Origin of the sequence: Heyndrickxia ginsengihumi (assembly GCF_011008565.1) — a bacterium.
GTDB classification, from domain to species: domain Bacteria; phylum Bacillota; class Bacilli; order Bacillales; family Bacillaceae_C; genus Weizmannia; species Weizmannia ginsengihumi.
On record NZ_JAAIWK010000009.1, the window covers coordinates 55,473 to 76,090 of the forward strand.

Below are 20,618 nucleotides of genomic sequence, written 5' to 3' on the forward strand. Positions count from 1 at the left end.
ATACCGCCCCGCTTATTTTTCTCTTATCTTAGTATAAAAACTGCAATTTCCTGTGAATTTAAAGTTAACTATCAATAAAAAAGGTATTCATTTTTTCTACAATTCTTTTTTCTCATACAAAATGCCACCTCCATTCTCTAAAATTAAGAAAATGCCGATGACATTCTGACAAATTTGCACCGAAACTATGTGGGATACCACAAATTCAGGAAATCGATCTTTCGCCAACAACCGCCTCAACTTCCTTACGAGTACGCACATGATAAAACCCATTTAACACAATAGCAACAAGACTTCCTACAACAATACCATCACCAGCAATCACCTTTAGTGTACTAGGTAATTTTTCAAATACATCTGGTACAACTGTAACCCCAAGACCTAGACCGATTGAGCAAGCAATAATTAACAGATTTTCTGTTGACTGTAAGTCGACGTTGCTTAACATTTTAATCCCATAAGCGATAACTGTTCCAAATAGCGCAACCATCGCTCCTCCAAGAACAGGCGTAGGGATAATCGTGGCAATTGCAGCGATTTTCGGCGCCAATCCGAGGATAACAAGTAACGTGCCTGTTACACCAACAGCCCTTACAGATTTATTACCAGACAATTGCACAAGTCCAACATTTTGCGAGAACGTCGTATATGGGAAAGCATTCATTAAACCGCCAATGATAATCGCAATTCCTTCTGCACGATAACCTCTTTCTAAATCCTTTTGTGTCACTTTTTGTTTACAAATGTCTCCAACAGCTAAATAGACCCCTGTCGCCTCTGTAAGACATACTAAACAAACGATACACATTGTGATAATTGGCGTAATATGGAATTCGGGACGTCCAAAATAGAAAAGATGCGGTAAATGAGTCCAAGAAGCTTCTTTCACAGGAGTCAAATCTACTTTCCCCATCATAATAGAAACTACTGTACCAACGATTAGACCAAGCAAAACAGAAATCGAGCGGATAAAGCCTTTCGAAACGCGATAAAGGATGAGGATCAATAGTAATACACCAAAAGAAAGGGCGAGATTGCTAATACTAGCATAATCTTCCGCACCTTCTCCGCCCGCCATATTCTTCAGCGCTTCAGGAATTAAAGATAAGCCAATGATACACACGACAGAGCCTGTCACAACAGGTGGGAAAAAGCGTATTAACTTACTGAAAAATTTTGAAACGAGGATCACAAAAACACCTGCCACTAATATGGCTCCATAAATAGCGCCTAAACCGAAATTAGAACCGATTGTGATCATCGGAGTAACAGCAGTAAATGTACAACCGAGGACAACAGGTAAACCAATACCGAAGTAGCGATTTTTCCAAATTTGCAACAAAGTGGCGATACCGCACATGAATAAATCAATACCTACTAAGTAAGTCAATTGTTCCGAACTTAATTTCAATGCTCCGCCAACAATCAAGGGTACAAGTACCGCTCCCGTATACATCGCTAACGCATGCTGAATCCCTAACGTCAGTGTTTTAAACTTTGCACCTTTCATTCACATCCGCTCCTTTTTTATTTTCTTAAGTAAACAAACATTCATGATTGTAATCTTGTTATAAAATATAACATTAATAGTAATATTTAATCACATTATAAAGAGGGGGGTTATAAATGTCATTGACTTTATTTCTAAATATTCAGTCATAAATTAGATGAATTGAACAAAAAGTAAAACAATGACAACAATGTAGACACTCTCGGAATATCAACATTTCCATATATAGAAAAAAGAAATGGAATAGCTCGAACTCGTCTACTCCATTTCTTTTAGAAGTTCAGGGAAATTATGCTTTGGTGAATTTACTAAATTCGAAACTTTATAGGCCTCCATATCAAAGGTAGGATACGGCTGAAGTAAAGATTGGATTGTTTGAACATCAGTTATTCTTGGATTTAACCAAGTTTGTTCATCTTCTTTATTTAAAATCACAGGCATACGGTGATGAATTGAAGACATAAATGCATTTGCTTCCGTCGTTATAATTGCACAAGAAAAAATAGCTTCCCCTGTAGGGCTTATCCATTTTTCCCAAATTCCTGCCATCGCAAATAGTTGTTCCGATTGTAAAGAGATCCTCATCGGCGTTTTAGTGTCATGATTTTTCTTCCATTCGTAAAAAGAGTCTGCAATAATCAAACACCGTCTATGTTTAATTGCTTCCTGAAAGCTTGCCTTTTCGGTAATGGATTCACTTCTCGCATTAATCATTTTATAACCAATTGAAGGGTCTTTTGCCCACCTCGGAATAAACCCCCATTTTAAATATCCTAAACGATTTTTCTTTCCGTCATTAATGATGACTAAAACTTGCTGAGAAGGAGCTATATTATAACAAGCTTTATAAGAGTCATTTGGAAAAGTAATGGTCCCGTTAAACCGCCTCGCAATTGTTTCAATTGATACCGTCAATGTAAATCGTCCACACATCTTCGCTCTCCCCTTTTTTGCCCGCTTGATTGCACCTAATTAGGAAAAATACATTACTTTCACTGTTTCCAGTTTTCATTGAATACTGTCTATGTTTATAATAATAGATGACATATAGTCGCTCAACGTTTAAAATAAGAATAAGTTTGAAGAAGCATAACTTCTGCAAAAGTAACGATTTATTGGAGGTACTCATTTGATTACAGTTAATAATGTTAGTTTACGTTATGGCGATCGTAAACTTTTTGAAGATATTCATATAAAGTTCACCCCAGGAAATTGCTATGGCTTAATCGGGGCAAATGGAGCCGGAAAGTCAACTTTTTTAAAAATCCTATCAGGAGAAATCGAACCGCAAACAGGTGATATTCAAATTACTCCTGGGGAAAGATTAGCAGTATTAAAGCAAAACCACTTCGAATACGAAGAACATGAAGTATTAAATGTGGTCATGATGGGTCATGCCCGTTTATATGAAATTATGCAAGAAAAAAATGCTATATATATGAAAGCGGATTTTTCAGATGAAGATGGAATAAGAGCAGCAGAGCTTGAAGGTGAATTTGCAGAATTAAATGGATGGGAAGCCGAATCCGAAGCAGCAATCCTTTTAAAAGGTTTAGGAATCTCTGAAGATTCTCACCATAAAAAAATGGCTGACTTGTCAGGTGCTGAAAAAGTAAAAGTCTTACTTGCCCAGGCATTGTTTGGCAAACCAGATATTTTACTACTAGATGAACCGACAAACCACTTAGATTTAAATGCTATCCACTGGCTGGAAGAATTCCTAATTGATTTCGAAAACACAGTAATTGTCGTATCCCATGACCGTCATTTCCTCAATAAGGTTTGTACACATATTGCGGATTTAGACTTCCATAAAATTCAACTTTATGTAGGGAACTATGATTTTTGGTATGAATCAAGCCAGTTAGCTTTAAAAATGGCACAGGAACAAAATAAGAAAAAAGAAGAAAAAATGAAAGAACTTCAAAACTTTATTGCACGTTTTAGCGCCAATGCTTCAAAATCAAAGCAAGCAACTTCTCGTAAAAAAATGCTCGATAAAATCAGTTTAGATGAGATTAAACCGTCATCTAGAAAATATCCATATATTCAATTTACACCAGATCGTGAAATTGGAAATGACTTGCTGTTCGTTGAAGGATTGTCAAAAACAATTGACGGCGTAAAAGTACTTGATCAAATTAGTTTTACAATGAACAAAGATGATAAAATTGCCATTGTCGGCGAAAATGAGCTTGCAAAAACAACTCTTTTCAAAATCCTTGCAGGAGAAATGGAGCCAGACAGCGGTTCCTATAGATGGGGTGTTACAACATCACAGTCATATTTCCCAAAAGATCATTCCACTTATTTCGAAAATGGGGATTTAAATTTAGTTGATTGGCTTCGTCAATATTCCCCTATTGACCAAAGTGAAAGCTTTCTTAGAGGATTTTTAGGGAGAATGCTCTTTTCCGGTGAAGAAGTGAAAAAGAAAGCAAACGTCCTATCCGGCGGTGAAAAAGTACGTTGTATGTTATCAAAAATGATGCTTAGCGGTGCGAATGTACTGTTGCTTGATGAACCAACAAACCATTTAGACTTAGAGTCCATTACCGCATTAAATAATGGCTTAATCCGTTTTAAAGGCTCGATGCTTTTTGCGTCATTTGACCACCAATTTGTTCAAACGATCGCGAACCGGATTATTGAAATTACTCCAAATGGCTTAATTGATAAAACAATGAGCTATGACGAATATTTAGAACAAAAGTATGCAGAATCCCGTTAAACCTAGGAATCCATTTCCTAGGTTTTTTTCTTACTAATAAATGGTTGCAGATTCTCCATTAATTCGTTCAAACTTTCAATATGTTTTTTAACGCTTGCTTTTATTGTTGTCGAGTCCGTTGTAAGTGCATATAACTCAAGATCTGCTTGACATTTTTTTATGATCGCCTGGAACAAATCTTTTCGTTGCTTCATTGGACATTGTTTTTCCGGCCTTTTTACATATGATATCGTTGGCTGAGTATCCGGACTGGGATGTTCTTCATGCTGTTGTTGCTTTTGTACTGTTAACTCCCCGTTTGTCTCAAGAACTGCCATTTCAACATCTGAAAGTTTAAAAACATTTTTCTCTCTTAGTAATTCCATAATGTCTGCTTTATTATATTTTTGTTGTGATAAATTGTTTGAAATGATTTTACCTCTTTTAATCATGATGGTTGGCTTTCCAATTAAAATATTTCTGATTGTTTGATTTTTTAACGTGATCATTCTTAAAATAAATGGGATAACCGTCCACGTTATCAACCCGACCATACCTACCCAAAAATGATCTTTTAGCCCAATTGAAACACTTGCAGCAATATTACCGACAGTAATGCCGATTACATATTCAAAAAATGTTAATTGTGATATTTGCTTTCTGCCAAGTAGTTTTATCAATCCGAAGAGAACGAGAAATATGAATATCGAACGAACGATTACATTAAATATTTCCGTAGAAATCACAGATTTACTACCCTTCTTTCTAACTTTTAGTTACTGTTATCTTTATGCTGAATGTAATGCTGCTGCAGATCATTTTCAATTTCTAACAATTTGATCATACATTTATAGAATTGTTGCTTTTCATCGAAATTATCACAATCATTCATAATCTTTTGAGCATGTTTTCGCGCCATATAAAAATTAGTGATGCATGATTTTAAATGAATGACGATTGTCATAAATTCCCCCACGATCCTTTTTTTCGTATTTAAAGTTAGTTTGTGATGAATCAATCAATTTATGTTAGCAATAGATAAAAAAACTGACTTATCAAGAAATGACATTCTTCATAAGTCAGTTATCTATGAGCTGATTATTTTTTTATTAATCCTTCGTCAATTAAAAACTTTCGTGCTACATCATCATAATCTTTTTTCTCTAAATCAACTTCTGCATTTAATTGTTGCATTTTTTCATCAGTAATTTTACCTGCAAGCAAATTAATGACCTTTTTCAATTCAGGATGTTTCTTTAACATCTCTTCTCTTATAACTGGTGCTGCGTTATATGGCGGGAATTGATGCTTATCATCTTTTAACACGTATAAGTTAAAGGCTGGAATTCTACCATCTGTCGTGTAGGCATCAATAACATCGACTTTATGATTTTTCTCAGCACTGTAAATGATCCCTTCGTCCATCGTAGAAGTCTTTTTAAAATGAATTCCATATTTTTTTTGCAAACCAATATAACCATCTTTTCTTTCTAAAAACTCTGGTTCTGAACCAAGTGTTAAAGTCGGAGCAATTTTCGTAAGATCAGAAATCGATTTGACGCCCCATTTTTTCGCATCGGCTTTTCGAATTGTTAACGAATAGGTGTTATTAAAGCCAATTGGTTTAAGCCATATTAATTGATACTTTTTTGCATACTCATCTTTTACTTTATTATAAACAGTCTTTGGATCTGTTGAATTTACTTTTTCCTTCAATATATTGATTAACCCTGTTCCGGTATACTCAACACTGAGATCATAATCCCCTTTGCGCATTCCTTCAAATACAGGAGTAGAGCCACTTATAAAAGATTTATATTCAACATTTAAATTCGTTCGATCTTTGATCAATATTCCGTACATATGCACTAAAATTTCCTGCTCAGTAAAAGCTTTGCCTGTAATAACAATCGTATTGCCTCTTTGCTTCATTTGATAAATTCCATAACCAGATGAAACGACAACCGCCAAAATAATAATGGTAAGGAAACCAATTTTGACACCTTTTGGTATCTTTCTTTTCTGTGTACCCGGTTTTGCTCTGACTTCAATTTTTTTTAATAGCTGATCAAATAAAATAGCAATAACTGCTGATGGAATCGCACCTGCCAAAATCAAACCAGAGTTATAGGTTTGTAGTCCTCTAAAGATAAGATCTCCTAATCCGCCGGCACCAATTAATCCTGCCATCGTGGCAACCCCGATGACTAAAACCGATGCAGTACGGATCCCCCCCATAATGACATTGAATGCGAGCGGTAGTTCAACAATCCATAGCACCTGTCTGCTTGTCATCCCCATTCCAACGCCTGCCTCAACAGTGCTGCGGTTAACACCTAATATTCCTAAATATGTGTTGCGAAGAATAGGAAGCAGACCGTAAACCGTTAACGCCACGATAGCTGGGGGTTTTCCCGTTCCAATAAATGGGACAAGAAATACGAGCAACGCTAAGCTCGGTATTGTTTGGACTGCTGAAGCTAGCCCAATGATTGGATCCGCTAATTTTTTATGCCTAGTTAAAAAAATACCAAGCGGCACCGAGATAATAATGGCAATTGCAATTGCAATGAGAGATAAATATATATGTTCTAATAATAGTTTTCCAATTTCACTCCATCTATCAATAAATACATTCGCAGTTTCTTTCCACAAATTATTAATTTAAATCACTTCCTTGCTCATCACTAAATTGGCTAGCGACATAGTTTACAATACTTGATCGATTGATCATTCCTTTTACAGCATTATGCTCATCAAGAACTGGTACAAACCCAGTTCTTGATTCATTAACCATTTGTAAGGCCTTTTCAGGAGAGTCATTAATACTTAATGTAGGAAAATCTTTATGCACGATATCAATAAGATGTAGCTGTTCATCTTTATAAGCATTACGAACATCCCAAATGTTTACAACACCATAATATTGATTATTTCGATCCACGATGACTAGATGGTCAACTCGTTTTTGACGCATAAATTTGAGTGCTTCTGCAAGTCCTCTCGTAGGGTAGGCTGTAATAGGAGAAATCATGAGGTCTTCCAATTCGGGAATACTGTTGACACCTTGTAAACGATCTTCACCAATAAATTGTCGAACAAATTCGTTTGCTGGATGACGCAAAATTGTCTCCGGTTTATCTAGCTGGACAATTTCCCCATCTTTCATCAAACAAATACGATCACCGATCTTAATTGCTTCATCCATATCATGAGTAACAAATACGATCGTCTTTTTTAACTCTTGATGAATTCTCGTTAATTCATCTTGCAGCTGCTCGCGGCTAATTGGATCAAGCGCACTAAATGGTTCATCCATCAAAATAACATCAGGTTCTGCTGCCAATGCTCGAATGACACCTATCCGCTGTTGCTGACCTCCTGATAATTCACCCGGATAGCGGTCACCTACTACTTCCGGATCTAATCCAACCATTGCAATCAGCTCATCCACTTTATGTATGTATTTTTTTTCATCCCATTTATTTAATTTCGGAACGAGTGCTACATTCTCGCGGATTGTCATATGTGGCATTAAACCGATTTGTTGAATAACATAGCCGATATTTCTTCTCAGTTTAACAGGATTTTTCTTCGCAATACTTTCACCATTAATCATTATTTCGCCACTTGTTGGTTCAATTAGGCGGTTAATCATTTTCATTGTCGTTGACTTACCGCAGCCACTAGGACCAATTAACACAAGCAATTCATGATCTTCAATTGTTAGATTTAGATCTTTAATGGCGACAAATCCATCATCATATTTTTTTGTAACATGTTTAAATTCTATCAATGATACAACACCTCCGTTTTTTATATACCCGTCAACATGAAATTATAAACATTTTTTTCAGAAAAATTTTTCACAGTGATTATTTTATTAATCTGACCCCAATAAAATATCATTTATTTTTTCAAAATGATTTATTCATAAGTCGTTGTTCATATAAAAAAAAGTGGTTGATTTCCGCTCCAATTGACTATTATGAACTGTTGAAGCAAGCAAAATGTATTTCATACTTCAATTTTTCATTAGGGTAATTTTATAAACTTAGAGGACCTTTACCAAAGGGGGCCAGTTGATTTCCATTCCATTCCCTCTTTAATGGACGGAATGAGTATTCAACATTTTTTGTAAATAACCAATAAAAAAAAGATCGTATGATTAACGATCTTTTTTTCTGTTCATTATTTTGCAACCGCATTTTCTTCTTCAATTTTGCGTAAACGTTCTGCGATTTCTTCTTCTGTTAAATTATGCTCTTTTACATATAAATTTCTTGGTGAAACGCGGCATTCATGAGAACAGCTGCGCATATATTTATGTTCATTTTCTTCTGTACAAAGAATTTGTTTATTACATTCAGGATTTGCACAATTTACATAACGTTCACAAGGTTCACCAGTGAAATAATCTTTTCCAACAATTACATGTTCTTTTCGGTTGACTGGAACAGCAATTCGTGAATCAAACACGTATAATTGTCCATCCCATAGTTCACCTTGAACTTCTGGATCATATCCATAAGTGACAATTCCACCGTGTAATTGCGCTACATCTTCAAAGCCTTCTTCAAGCAACCAGCCAGAGAATTTTTCACAACGAATTCCACCTGTGCAATATGTGACAATTTTTTTGCCTTTTAATTCATCTTTATGTTCACGTACCCACGCTGGTAGCTCACGGAAAGTCTTTATATCTGGTCGTATTGCCCCACGAAAATGCCCTAGATCATATTCATAGTCATTGCGCGCATCTAAAACAACCGTATTTTCGTCTTGCATCGCTTCATAAAACTCTTTAGGAGATAAATATTTCCCAGTTTTTTCATTTGGATTAATATCATTTTCAAGACGTAAAGTTACTAACTCTTTACGAGGACGTACATGCATTTTTTTGAAGGCATGATCGTCTGCTTTATCAACTTTAAAGATCATATCACTAAAGCGAGGATCTTTTTTCATTTCTTCAATATAACGATCCGTTTGCTCTGTAAGACCTGAAACAGTACCATTAATGCCCTCTTCGGCTACTATAATACGGCCTTTTAACCCTAATTCTTTACAAAATTTTAAATGTTTTTTCGCAAATTCTTCAGGATTTTCAATTGTTACATACTTATAATACAAAAGTACTCTATACGGTTTATTTTCTTCCATTTTTCTAACCACCTATCGATTTATATTTGCAAGATATAAATGTATTTAGGCTAGGGTAACACGATACACTATTCTCTTACAAACAAATATTGTAACAAACTTTATATCATTTTCAAAGGGGGAATTCGGATTTTAATATAAAATTTATACCTTAGCTCTTAATTACGTTATACTATAAGGAACAGTTAGGAAAGTTAGGTGTCAAAATGAAATCACTTGTTTTAGCAGAAAAACCGAGCGTTGCACGTGAACTAGCACGTGTCCTAGGTTGTAATGAAAAAAAGAAGCATTATCTTGAAGGACCTCGATATATTGTTACATGGGCTCTTGGACATTTAGTCGAATTAAAAATGCCTGAAGACTATGACCATAAATATAAAGAATGGAATATGGAAGATTTACCGATTATTCCAAAGCAAATGGAAATAAAACCAATTAGAAAAACCTATCCGCAATTCAAAGCAATTGAACAATTATCTAAAAGGAAAGATGTTCAAGAAATCATTATCGCTACAGACGCAGGACGTGAAGGCGAGCTAGTAGCCCGCTGGATCCTTGAAAGAATTCATTGGCGAAAAACTGTTAAAAGATTATGGATCTCTTCGCAAACAGATAGAGCAATCAAAGATGGTTTTCATAACTTAAAACCGGCGAGAAACTACGACAATCTCTATCGATCAGCTGTTTGTCGCAGTGAAGCTGACTGGCTAATCGGGCTAAATGTCTCTCGGGCACTAACCGTAAAGTATAATGATCCTTTATCAGCTGGACGTGTTCAAACTCCGACACTCTCTTTAATTTTAGATAGGGAAAAAGAAATACAAACATTTGTGCCGAGAAAGTTTTGGACAATCCAAGCATCGATTGGAACGGTACAATTAAATTGGGAGAAGAATGGGGAAAAACGAATATTTGATGAGCAGGACGCAAAACATTTGCTAGATGCACTTGAAGGGAATAAAGCAAAGGTTGTTCAAATTACACGCAAAGAAAAACAAGAAGCTCAGCCGCTTCCATATGATTTAACAGAGTTACAGCGTGATGCCAATCATCGCTTTGGTTTTACAGCGAAAAAAACATTAAATGTACTGCAAAATTTATATGAACAGCATAAACTTGTTACGTATCCTCGCACAGATTCAAAATATCTCACAAAAGATATGAAGGATACGATGTATGATCGCTTGCTTGCCCTTAAAGCAAATTTTAAAGATATTGTACAACCGATTTTAAAAAATAAAGGAATAGTTTTGTCCAAACGTGTATTTAACGATGAAAAAGTAACCGATCATCATGCAATAATTCCGACAGATCATACTTCTTCTCTTTCGCGATTATCAGCAGATGAAAGAAAACTTTATGATCTGATCGTGCACAGATTTTTAACGCTCTTTTATCCTAGCTACCAATATGCAACGTTCATATTTACGCTTGACGTCCAAGGTAACATGCTAGTTGGTAAAGAAACAGAAATTTTAAATAAGGGATTTAAATCGATTGTTTCAAATGATCATGATCAAATGGGGAAAAGTTCCTTTCAACTACAAAAAGATAAAACGTACAAAATTGACGATGTTCAAATAATCAGTCATTTAACTGAGCCGCCAAAAAGGTTTTCTGAAGCTGATTTATTAATGAAAATGGAAAAATTCGGTCTCGGTACCCCTGCTACAAGAGCAGATATTATTGAGAAATTAGTTTCATCTGAAGCAATTCGCCGTGAAGAAGGACGGTTACATTCCACACCAAAAGGAAAACAATTAATCGACTTAGTAAATGAGGAATTGAAATCTCCTAAATTAACTGCAAAATGGGAAAAACAATTAGAGGCAATTTCTCGCGGAAAAGAAGATCCTGAAAAATTTTTACAATCTATTCGTAAAGAAACATCTCGTCTTGTGACTGAAATAAAAAATAGCGAGCAAAAATACCATGCCCACAATCTAACTGGTTCAAAATGTCCAGAGTGCGGTTCATTTATGAAAGAAGTTACTCGAAAAGACGGAAAAATGCTCGTTTGTTCTAATCGCGAATGCAATTTCACAAAAAGAAAGAGTCCGAAATTGTCCAATAGACGCTGCCCTACCTGTCATAAAAAAATGGAAATACATAAAGGAAAATCGGGTATGTATTTTCAATGCCGTACTTGTAATGTTGTTGAAAAGGCAGAACAAAAGAAAAAAGCTTTGTCCAAACATGAGGAAAAAAGATTATTAAATAAATATTCTAAAAATGAGACGTTCTCGAACAGCTTAGGTGATCTTTTAAAAGCCGCCTTACAAAAAGATAAATAAAGAAATTGGGACAAAAGTAAATTAACTAAATACGAATATTGCGCACCAGCCGCCTGAGGCAACTATGTATATTTTCGGAGTTGATTTGGGCAATGTTCGTCTTTAGCTAATCACTTTTACGTTTTGTCCCATCCTCCTTCTGTAAATATTTGAAAATTCTATATTTTGTACATGCATATTCATTCACTTTTTCAATATATTATTATATAATAAAAGTATCCCTATTTCTGATGGCTATTCCTCTGTTAATCATTCCACTTTTTTCACATATTTATATGTTTCCTAGCAAATTATATTAGAAAGGAGATACATATGAGTGAAACTAATATACAAGCTTTAATGAATGAAGGAGCGACAAAATTAAAAGTAAGATCTAAGAAAGCACGTAGGAGATTATTTCTACAACGAATTTTATTTGTGACAATAGGTGCGATTATTATGGGGGTCTCCCTCGAATTATTTCTCGTACCGAATCAAATTTTAGATGGCGGTATTACAGGTATCTCAATCATCCTCTCACATCTTACCGGTTTTAAATTAGGGGTCTTTATTTTCATCCTAAACCTCCCTTTCTTTTATATCGGCTACAAGCAAATTGGAAAAACGTTTGCAATTACGACTTTGTATGGAATTACGATCATGTCTATTACGACCGTATTGCTTACACCTGTTCATGTATTTACCGATGATTTATTGCTTTGTACCGTTTTCGGCGGGATTATCTTAGGTGTCGGAGTAGGAATTGTTATTCGCTTCGGTGGCTGTTTAGATGGAACAGAAGCGCTAGCAATTCTCTTGAATAAAAAATTACCTTTCTCTGTTGGTGAAATTATTCTTTTCGTTAACCTATTCATTTTTACATGTGCTGGCTTTGTCTTCACCTGGAAGTTTGCCATGTACTCCGTCATCACCTACTTTATTGCCTCCAAAGCTATTGATGTGGTAGTCCAAGGTTTAGACGAATCAAAATCTGTTTGGATTATTAGTAATGAAATTGATGAAATCGGTGAAGCTATTATGGCCCGACTTGGTCGTGGTGTAACGTATTTAAATGGCGAAGGTGCTTTCTCTGGTCAGGATAAGAAAGTAATCTTTTGTGTTATTACACGGTTAGAAGAGGCTAAACTAAAATCGATCGTAGAAGAATTTGATGATCATGCATTTATCGCTGTTGGAAATATTTCTGAAGTACGCGGCGGCAGATTCAAGAAAAAAGATATTCACTAAAACAGTGTATGCGCGTGAATAATTTATATGTAAAAGGACACCCTATCATTGGAGGTGTTTTTTTCATATGGCGAAAATTGGAGTTGAACAATCACTAACAGATGTCCAATCAGCTTTAAAAGAAAAAGGCTATAATGTCGTTGAGCTAAAAAATGAACATGATGCACAGGGCTGTGATTGCTGCGTTGTTACCGGACTCGATAATAACGTAATGGGAATTCAAAATACAATCATAAAAGGTTCTGTCATTGAAGCGAGAGGACTTTCCGCAGATCAAATTTGTAAAGAAGTTGAAACGAAACTTGAATCATATTCTTAATGTAAAAAGGATCAAACATGATGTGTTTGATCCTTTTTGCATTTTATACTTTTGTTGCTTTTACATAAAGTTCATTGGAGGCTTGCAAGGAGTAGCTTTCAAAAGCGAACTCTGGAACGGATATCTACCTCTTTTTTAGCAAAACAAATGTTTTCGAGAACAGCATTTTAAATATTTTTACTTTTTTAATAGATGCTACCTTTTATAAAGATGACTAAAGCGCAAGGATACGAGACTCCTACAGGAATAGCGGAATGAAGTGACCCCACAGGCGTGTAGCATGTAGCATCGAGAAGGGTCAGCATCCGCCCGCGGAAAGCAAGTATCCTGGAACGGATATTATACTCCCCTTGAAAAACGACATCCATAAAAGCGGCAATCTCTTAGAAAAAGAACCTAAATTGAAAAATATGATTATATAGCTTACTAGTAAACCTCTATGGAGATTGAAATAGTATATTTAACATCTCAAACTTTTTATATGCTCCTGTACAATAATTTTCGTAACAGAGGAAATAAAACTTCAGGAAGCTGAGAAACATTCGGAACGAGTATACTGTAATGGCCATAAATATGCTGCAGCAATAATCTTTGTTGTTCAGTAATTTCTTGATTCGATAGAAAGACATTAAATACTTCAATCCCTTTTTTTCTTGCTTCCAGCACAGCTTCATGGGTATCAAGCACACCATTTTGTTCATAGCCAAAAGCGGCAGGTTCTCCATCTGAAAAAATGAATAAAAATTTTTGACGTTCATGACAGCTTTCCAATCGCTCCGACATTAACCGGATTGCAAAGCCATCACGATTGTCTTCTGCTGGTTCTAATTGCATAATTTCTGGACCCTTGTTCTTTTGCAAAGATGTTTGAAAAGTAATCATTTCATTAAAGTAATTAGGCTGTTCAGTTTTTGTCGCTTCATTTGCATCTTCCCAAAAGCCAATAATTTCATGCCGCACTTTCACCGCTTTTAACACCTCATGAAATAAACAAATGCCTAATGTTGTCTCTTCCATTTTATCGAACATCGATGCAGAACAATCAACTAATAATGTGAAGACAGCATCAATTTCCTTAGCATTTGCCTCTTTTTTATAAAAAAGCCTTGGCCGTTCCTCTGTAAAATAGCGTGTTAACTTCTTACTTAAACGGCCATAATGCAAATGTTCCCTGCGCCATGTTCTTTTTTGCTCTAATGTTTTTTGAATCATTTTCGTCAATTTTTTTTCATAGATTTCAATTTTATGAACCTTTTCCTTGTATTGCAATATATCTTCAGCCGTTGGCATGTGTGGCTTTAAGAAAATAGGAATTGCATGCTGATTCGCCTTCCCATATTTAAATTCATTTTGGTTATAATTAGTTCGTAAAGAGGTGGGCTCCATTTCATTATATTGATTGTTACTCGTTTGCTGCTTAGATCCTTGCAATGTAAACCAAGCTCCATTATTATCTTTTTCATCTCGGCCATTTTCAGAGAATAAATTCGTTTTTGTTCCTTGTTCTAGCTCATACTGCAAAAAATGGTCTCCGCTCTCTTTCGTTTCACGATGCCATGTTTTCATTTCTTCCTTAAATGTATCTTTGTTTGAATGGTCTTCCTTCGATATATCATCATTTACTAAAGGATCGACCCGTCTAATATTGCTCAGTAATTCAGCTTTACTTTCTTCTTGTGACGTTACCTTTGGAAGATGAAAGTACTCGTTTAACATATCTTTTTGCAATACTTCTTCTAATACTGCCATAAGCTCTAAACAATGCTTTACTACTTCACTCGTTGCTTTCGCATCATAACATGTTGATAACTGTGAACGAATAAAAGGAATCACTAAATCTATGCTTTCTGAAATAGAAGGGATTTCTAAAAGTGGAGACTTTGAAAATAGCATTAAATAGATTACATTAAATAATGCATCAGTATGTATACTTTTTACAATATTCGTCTCCAATTGTGATTGAAAATATTGCAAATAGATTTCTTGACGAACAGCGAACGCTTTTTTTGTGCCCGGTCTTTCTCTTTTACAAAGTTCCTCTATCCGCATATCCTCCACTAAAGTAAATACTTGTGTTGCAAAACTTTGGAATTGCAGCGATTGACATTGCTTTTCAAACTCATAAAGATCTTTTACATCCGTATGAGTAAAGTTCCCCATTGCTCTTAAAAAGACATCTGTTTTCAATCCGTTTTTCATGACTGTAAATGGCCGATGATTCCAAAAATGTGATACATATACTTTTTTCTCTTTACGATCCAGATAGGAATGTGGCCTGAATTCTACACTATACTCCTTTTGTTTTATTAGCGTTTTAACCAAGTCATCCAATTCCATTAAAAGCATTGTATCTATTTGTTCATCGTTAAACTGAATAAACCTTTCCATATTTCCCCTCTATTCAAATAACGTTTCAGCAATATTTTGAATTGCTGCTTTTTCTCTAGTATCTTCTAATTTATCGATAATTCCTCTTTGGACTGCTCTTAAAGGCGGTAAATAAACAGCTAAGTCACAAGTATCTAAAAGGGCTCTAATTGACGCAGCTTCTTCAGATACTTGACCGTTTTGTACTTGTACAAACAAATCATTTGATAACTTAACAAACTTTTCAATCAATTTATCATCTCTTAATTTACTTTGCTGTTCAATCACTTCTTTTAATAAAAGCCCTTGAATATAGGGTACCTCAATCACGACAAAGCGATTTTTTAACGCTTCATTCATAGATACTGTACCGATATAACCTTCATTTATGGCAGCAATGACTGTAAATGATTCTGAAGCTTTCACTACATCTCCAGTAAACGGATTCAAAATCATTCGTCTATAATCTAAAACACCATTTAAAATGGGCAATGTTTCTGGCTTTGCCATATTAATTTCATCAATATATAATAAATGTCCTTTTTGCATTGCATGAATGACGGGTCCAGGAATAAAATCAATGACCGCCCCATTATTGGACTGTTGTATCGTTTTAAAGCCTAATAATCCTTCTGCATCTAAGTCGACCGAACAGTTAATGCTTTCCATTGGTTGATGTAAATATGCCGACAACGTTTCTGCTAGTTTTGTTTTGCCTGAGCCAGTCGGTCCCTTCAATAATATATTTTTTCCGAGCAATAAAGCGGTTATCGCATCAAATAAAATCGATGAATCTGACGGAATAAACCCACCTTGCCCGATATAATCGTTCTCATGTTTATTTGGAAAAAGTGATTTTCTTTTATGCAATAAATCCTTCAGCGCTGTTGGTAATGTAATATCCTTCATACAGTTAGTCCTTTCATCATGTTAAATTAAAGTTAGTATATTCATTTGATTATGTGAACAATAATTTTGTATCTTTCTCTTATCTGATTATGATAAAATAATGATTACTGATTGTAAAATATATTGAATTAAGATATACTTTGACTGATTAATTTAAGGTGTGTGAACATATTGACGCAAAATCTGATGGATTTTATGAATGACCCTATTATTTATACGCTATCATTTATGTTTCTAACAGTCGGTCTTATTTATCTTAGCCGGTTAATAGGGAAACCATCTTCCTATGTATCTGCGAAGACAACAACGATTTTAGTCGATCATAAAATTCAAAAGAAACCAACATGTGATAGTTCTAATCACTCTGTCATCATTTGGATCTTAACATGTGTTAGACGGAAAGAGTGTCCTAATGATGAGGATGATCATCATATATCCTTGCATGCACATTATGTTTTCAATTAAATTCAAGGAGGATATTTGATGAAAAGAATTTTTAGTTTATCGTTTATTATGCTCGGATTACTTGCCGTTTTGAGCGCTTGTTCTGGAGCAACAACAACTCATTCAATTCACAATAGTTTTTTACACCATTATTTTGTTAGTCCATTCGTTATGATTATTAAAGCAACAGCTAATCTTTTTAATGGAGATTACGGTATTGCTATTGTTGTAGTAACATTAATCATCCGTTTAATTTTAATGCCTTTGACATTAAAAACTTATAAGAACCAGCAAGAAATGAAAGTGAAAATGGATGTATTAAAACCAGAAATGGATAAAATTCAAAAGCAAATTAAAAATGCAAAGACAAAAGAAGAACAAGCTAAATTACAACAAGAGATAATGGGACTTTATCAAAAACATGGTGTTAATCCATTAAATATGGGATGTCTCCCAATTGTCATTCAAATGCCAATATTGATGGGTTTCTACTATGCAATTCGCGGTACAAAAGAAATTGCTTCTCACTCATTTCTATGGTTTAATCTTGGTCATGCTGATATACCAATGGCAATTATCGCCGGAATTATTTACTTACTTCAATCACAAATTTCCTTAATCGGCATGCCTGAAGCACAAAAGAAACAAATGAAGTTCATGACTTTAGTTTCTCCAATTATGATATTATTTGTTTCATTTTCTGCGCCAGCGGTTTTACCTCTATATTGGACAGTTGGTGGTCTATTCTTAATCGGACAAACCTTATTGGCGAAAAAAATCTATCAAAATAAAGCAGAAGTTGAAAAGAAAACTTCTAAATCATAATTTCAGAAACATTTAAGAAAGCTCAATGCAATACATACAGGAGATATCTCTCTTTACTTGTATTGTATCGAGCTTTTTTATTATTCTAGCTATATTGCGAGCAATTTGAGAGATACGTTATGAAAGCAGTGCAAATTTTATCTTTCATCAGCTGAACCTATACAACCTTAAGGGTTTACTTTAAAAAGGTGGAGTTGATTTCGGCGCTTCACACCTGAAGGGTCCCCTATTAGAATTACTGCTTTTCAACTTCAACCAATTTAGTGACCTACAACAGCTTATTAATTGTCGATGTGATCTCTCAGCGCTCGTTCAACATAGATTTCAATAAAAAGAGGTCCTCCTATACGGAGAACCTCTTTTTATTTTTTTGTTTTAAATGAAAATTCGAATAATTCAGATTGCACTATGCACATTTGCTGTTTCCTCGTCCTCAGATTCATTTTCATCACGAACTCTTGGATTCTTTAACCCTGTATTGGCACCAATATAGAAAGGAATTAATGATAATACAGCTACACATATTGTATCCCATGGTGCTGGTATTACTCCAATTCCACCTTTAATTCCTAAAAATCCAACGCCTGTGTCCGAGCCTTTAAATGTACCTAAATATGAGAATACTAGTAAAAATACAAAGTAGACAAGAAGCCAAATGCTCGATTTAAAATCTTCTTTAATACTTATTTTACCTTTACCAAATTCAGGATCCTTATCGACAAATGCAAAATAGAGAATTAATGATGCAATTGTGAGTCCGACTAATAATGAATCAACTGTCCAACCGCTCCAATACGTGATTAATGTAGCTGATATAAACGCAAGCGGTGCAATAATTGACATACCCGGCAGCCTGAATGGTCGCTCCATGTTCGGCAATTGTTTTCTAAAAGCAATAGCTGATACAGGTCCTACCATATAAGTTAAAACAGTTGCGGATGTTACAGCTGAAATTAAACCACTCCAAGCTTGAAATTGTCCTGGGAGCGTCCATAAAATTCCTAAAATTAGTGTTACCCACATTGCTCCACGCGGAACACCTGTTCTTGGATCCACTTTCCTGAAAATTGAATAAAAGTAACCATTTTGTGCCCAAGCAAATATAACACGTGTTGTACCAGAAAGATAAATATTTCCTGTACCCGCTGGTGAAATGACTGCATCGAATAAAATAAGTCCTGTTAACCATGAAAGCCCGACTGCTGCGGCTAAATTGGCAAATGGTGAATCGAATTGAAGAGTTGCCCAACCGTGTAATAAATGATCTGCTGGTACGGCACCTAGAAAAGCAATTTGTAATAAAATATAAACAATAAGACCAGCACAAACTGCTAAAATGATTGCTAGAGGAACATCCCTTTTTGGATTTTTTGCTTCTCCAGCAAAGTCAATTGCTTGCCTGAAGCCTAGAAAGGCAAAAACAATACCTGCATTAGCTACAGCTTGAAATACTCCGGATACTCCCCCTGGAGCAGCATGCCCAACATGAAAATTTCCCGGATGGAAAAACATAAAAAGTGCAATAATCGTAACTGTAGGTACAATAAACTTAAAAATTGTAACGATCGTATTGATTTTGCTAAAAATATTAACACTCCAATAATTTAATAAGAAAAAGACGACTAGTAAACCTATTTGAATAATAAATCCAATTGCTGTCGGCGCTCCAGATTTATCTGTTAATGCCGGCCACCAATATGTAGCATATTGTCGAACAGCTTCTACCTCAACACCAGCAGTGCTAGAATATGCGAGCATTGAAATAAATCCAATCATAAAACCGACAACTGACCCATGAGAATAATCTGGGTACTTAACAAATCCCCCTGCCCTCGGAAGTGCTGCACCGAGCTCTCCATATACTAGCCCAATTAAAATAACAGCGACTGCTCCAATAACCCATGGTAGCCATGCAAGTGAACCAGCATAGTTTGCACCTCTTAATGATGCATAAAGCCAGCCGGAACCTATAATGGAACCAATGCCGAGCATTGTCAAATCAAGTAGGTTTAATTTCTTCTTGAATTTACCCTGTTGCAAGAAACATCATCTCCTAATAATCATAATTTTATTACAATTTTGATTATAATTATAAATTAGTAAAAAATCAATATTATGTATATATAAAATCACAAAAATATGTAAGAAATTATCACATATTATATTTTTTTATTATTTTACTATATTTTTATTGCTTAACTTTTTCTTATTTGATAAATTATATTAAAGAAAGCAATAATGTAAGCGTTTTATTTAAAAATATTTCGAAATAGTAAAAAAATAAACTCCCTATAATATATAGGAAGCTGCTCAAAAAATATATATTTATTAAAGATCAATAGGTTGAAAAAAATATAGTCCACGTTCAGGCTTTTTGATTCTTGAGTCTGCCTTTTCAACAGTTTTCATAAAAGATGTCATATTTGCAATTTTAAAACCAGTTTCTTTTTCGATCAAGCGTTGTAATTCAGAACCTCTAATTGGTTCATGTTTATCTTGTAATATATGAATCGCGGCTTCCCTCATTTTACTTGATTTGCTTCTTCGTGAAGGACGCGATCTTCGCATTTTCTTATCCTTTTGTAAAAATTGATCTAAATCGTTTACTGCTGAAGACGATGAGAGAGGATTAAAACTTATGTATTCCTTTTGTTGGCTCGTTGATATACTATTATTCGTCAAGTCCAACTGTTTTTCATCTAATTCCCTTAATCTTTTGAAAATATTTTCTCGCTCTTCACGAAATTCTTTTAAAATCCTAATCTCTGCACTCTCTAACTGCTCTAGTCTAATTTTTAACGCAATTCTCTCATCAATTACCAAAAGTTATCCCCCTCGCTCTATCATTAA

Annotated in this window: 17 protein-coding genes; 6 read left to right on the forward strand and 11 right to left on the reverse strand. The window is 34.9% G+C overall.

The features are described from left to right. Positions 1 to 205: 205 nt before the first annotated feature. Together G4D61_RS07615 and G4D61_RS07620 are read right to left on the reverse strand one after the other, a co-directional pair. Positions 206 to 1,510, reverse strand: coding sequence for a nucleobase:cation symporter-2 family protein (locus tag G4D61_RS07615; RefSeq protein ID WP_163173616.1), 1,305 nt, complete (start codon positions 1,508 to 1,510; stop codon positions 206 to 208). 258 nt (positions 1,511 to 1,768) lie between these two features. Next, positions 1,769 to 2,443 carry an SOS response-associated peptidase gene (locus G4D61_RS07620; protein ID WP_163173618.1) on the reverse strand — a complete coding sequence of 225 codons (675 nt, stop codon included), beginning with the start codon at positions 2,441 to 2,443 and terminating at the stop codon, positions 1,769 to 1,771. A 196-nt stretch (positions 2,444 to 2,639) separates the two neighbouring features. On the opposite strand from G4D61_RS07620, the gene G4D61_RS07625 reads away from it, so the two are divergent. Next, on the forward strand, positions 2,640 to 4,241 hold the full coding sequence (locus G4D61_RS07625; RefSeq protein ID WP_025729341.1) for an ABC-F family ATP-binding cassette domain-containing protein: 1,602 nt from the start codon (positions 2,640 to 2,642) through the stop codon (positions 4,239 to 4,241). A 17-nt stretch (positions 4,242 to 4,258) separates the two neighbouring features. Here the strand turns inward: G4D61_RS07625 and G4D61_RS18135 are convergent, their stop codons facing one another. From G4D61_RS18135 to trhO, 5 genes are all read right to left on the reverse strand, one after another. Continuing rightward, complete coding sequence (locus G4D61_RS18135; protein WP_163173620.1) at positions 4,259 to 4,966, reverse strand: DUF421 domain-containing protein; 708 nt, start codon at positions 4,964 to 4,966, stop codon at positions 4,259 to 4,261. A 26-nt stretch (positions 4,967 to 4,992) separates the two neighbouring features. Further along, positions 4,993 to 5,184, reverse strand: a complete 192-nt coding sequence (locus G4D61_RS07635; protein WP_163173622.1) for a hypothetical protein — start codon at positions 5,182 to 5,184, stop codon at positions 4,993 to 4,995. Between the two features lie 134 nt (positions 5,185 to 5,318). Continuing rightward, positions 5,319 to 6,875 carry a glycine betaine ABC transporter substrate-binding protein gene (locus G4D61_RS18420; protein ID WP_205603235.1) on the reverse strand — a complete coding sequence of 519 codons (1,557 nt, stop codon included), beginning with the start codon at positions 6,873 to 6,875 and terminating at the stop codon, positions 5,319 to 5,321. A gap of 4 nt (positions 6,876 to 6,879) precedes the next feature. After that, positions 6,880 to 8,016 (reverse strand): ABC transporter ATP-binding protein, encoded by a 1,137-nt coding sequence (locus tag G4D61_RS07645; RefSeq protein WP_163173624.1) that lies wholly within the window; start codon positions 8,014 to 8,016, stop codon positions 6,880 to 6,882. Between the two features lie 395 nt (positions 8,017 to 8,411). Next, complete coding sequence (trhO, locus tag G4D61_RS07650; protein WP_163173626.1) at positions 8,412 to 9,383, reverse strand: oxygen-dependent tRNA uridine(34) hydroxylase TrhO; 972 nt, start codon at positions 9,381 to 9,383, stop codon at positions 8,412 to 8,414. Between the two features lie 206 nt (positions 9,384 to 9,589). Here trhO and G4D61_RS07655 point away from each other — a divergent pair, with 206 nt between their 5' ends. From G4D61_RS07655 to G4D61_RS07665, 3 genes are all read left to right on the forward strand, one after another. Further along, a complete protein-coding gene (locus G4D61_RS07655) occupies positions 9,590 to 11,677 on the forward strand; it encodes a DNA topoisomerase III (protein ID WP_163173628.1) in 2,088 nt (695 codons plus the stop codon). Positions 11,678 to 11,989: 312 nt separating this feature from the next. Continuing rightward, a complete protein-coding gene (locus tag G4D61_RS07660; protein WP_371316492.1) occupies positions 11,990 to 12,904 on the forward strand; it encodes a YitT family protein in 915 nt (304 codons plus the stop codon). A 67-nt stretch (positions 12,905 to 12,971) separates the two neighbouring features. Continuing rightward, positions 12,972 to 13,223 carry a YkuS family protein gene (locus tag G4D61_RS07665; RefSeq protein WP_025729326.1) on the forward strand — a complete coding sequence of 84 codons (252 nt, stop codon included), beginning with the start codon at positions 12,972 to 12,974 and terminating at the stop codon, positions 13,221 to 13,223. A 477-nt stretch (positions 13,224 to 13,700) separates the two neighbouring features. Here the strand turns inward: G4D61_RS07665 and G4D61_RS07670 are convergent, their stop codons facing one another. Together G4D61_RS07670 and G4D61_RS07675 are read right to left on the reverse strand one after the other, a co-directional pair. Further along, a complete protein-coding gene (locus G4D61_RS07670) occupies positions 13,701 to 15,611 on the reverse strand; it encodes a vWA domain-containing protein (protein WP_163173630.1) in 1,911 nt (636 codons plus the stop codon). Positions 15,612 to 15,620: 9 nt separating this feature from the next. Further along, positions 15,621 to 16,499, reverse strand: coding sequence for an ATP-binding protein (locus G4D61_RS07675; protein WP_052137940.1), 879 nt, complete (start codon positions 16,497 to 16,499; stop codon positions 15,621 to 15,623). Between the two features lie 171 nt (positions 16,500 to 16,670). On the opposite strand from G4D61_RS07675, the gene G4D61_RS07680 reads away from it, so the two are divergent. Together G4D61_RS07680 and yidC are read left to right on the forward strand one after the other, a co-directional pair. Then, positions 16,671 to 16,964: a hypothetical protein gene (locus G4D61_RS07680; RefSeq protein ID WP_025729321.1), complete on the forward strand. Its 294-nt coding sequence runs from the start codon at positions 16,671 to 16,673 to the stop codon at positions 16,962 to 16,964. Positions 16,965 to 16,982: 18 nt separating this feature from the next. Beyond that, a complete protein-coding gene (gene yidC, locus G4D61_RS07685) occupies positions 16,983 to 17,768 on the forward strand; it encodes a membrane protein insertase YidC (protein WP_035355738.1) in 786 nt (261 codons plus the stop codon). 396 nt (positions 17,769 to 18,164) lie between these two features. On the opposite strand, the gene G4D61_RS07690 is transcribed toward yidC, so the two are convergent. Continuing rightward, a complete protein-coding gene (locus G4D61_RS07690) occupies positions 18,165 to 19,808 on the reverse strand; it encodes an APC family permease (RefSeq protein WP_025729317.1) in 1,644 nt (547 codons plus the stop codon). Between the two features lie 288 nt (positions 19,809 to 20,096). Further along, entirely contained in the window at positions 20,097 to 20,591 is a 495-nt protein-coding gene (locus G4D61_RS07695; protein WP_025729315.1) for a Rok-like winged helix domain-containing protein, read from the reverse strand. Positions 20,592 to 20,618: the final 27 nt, after the last annotated feature.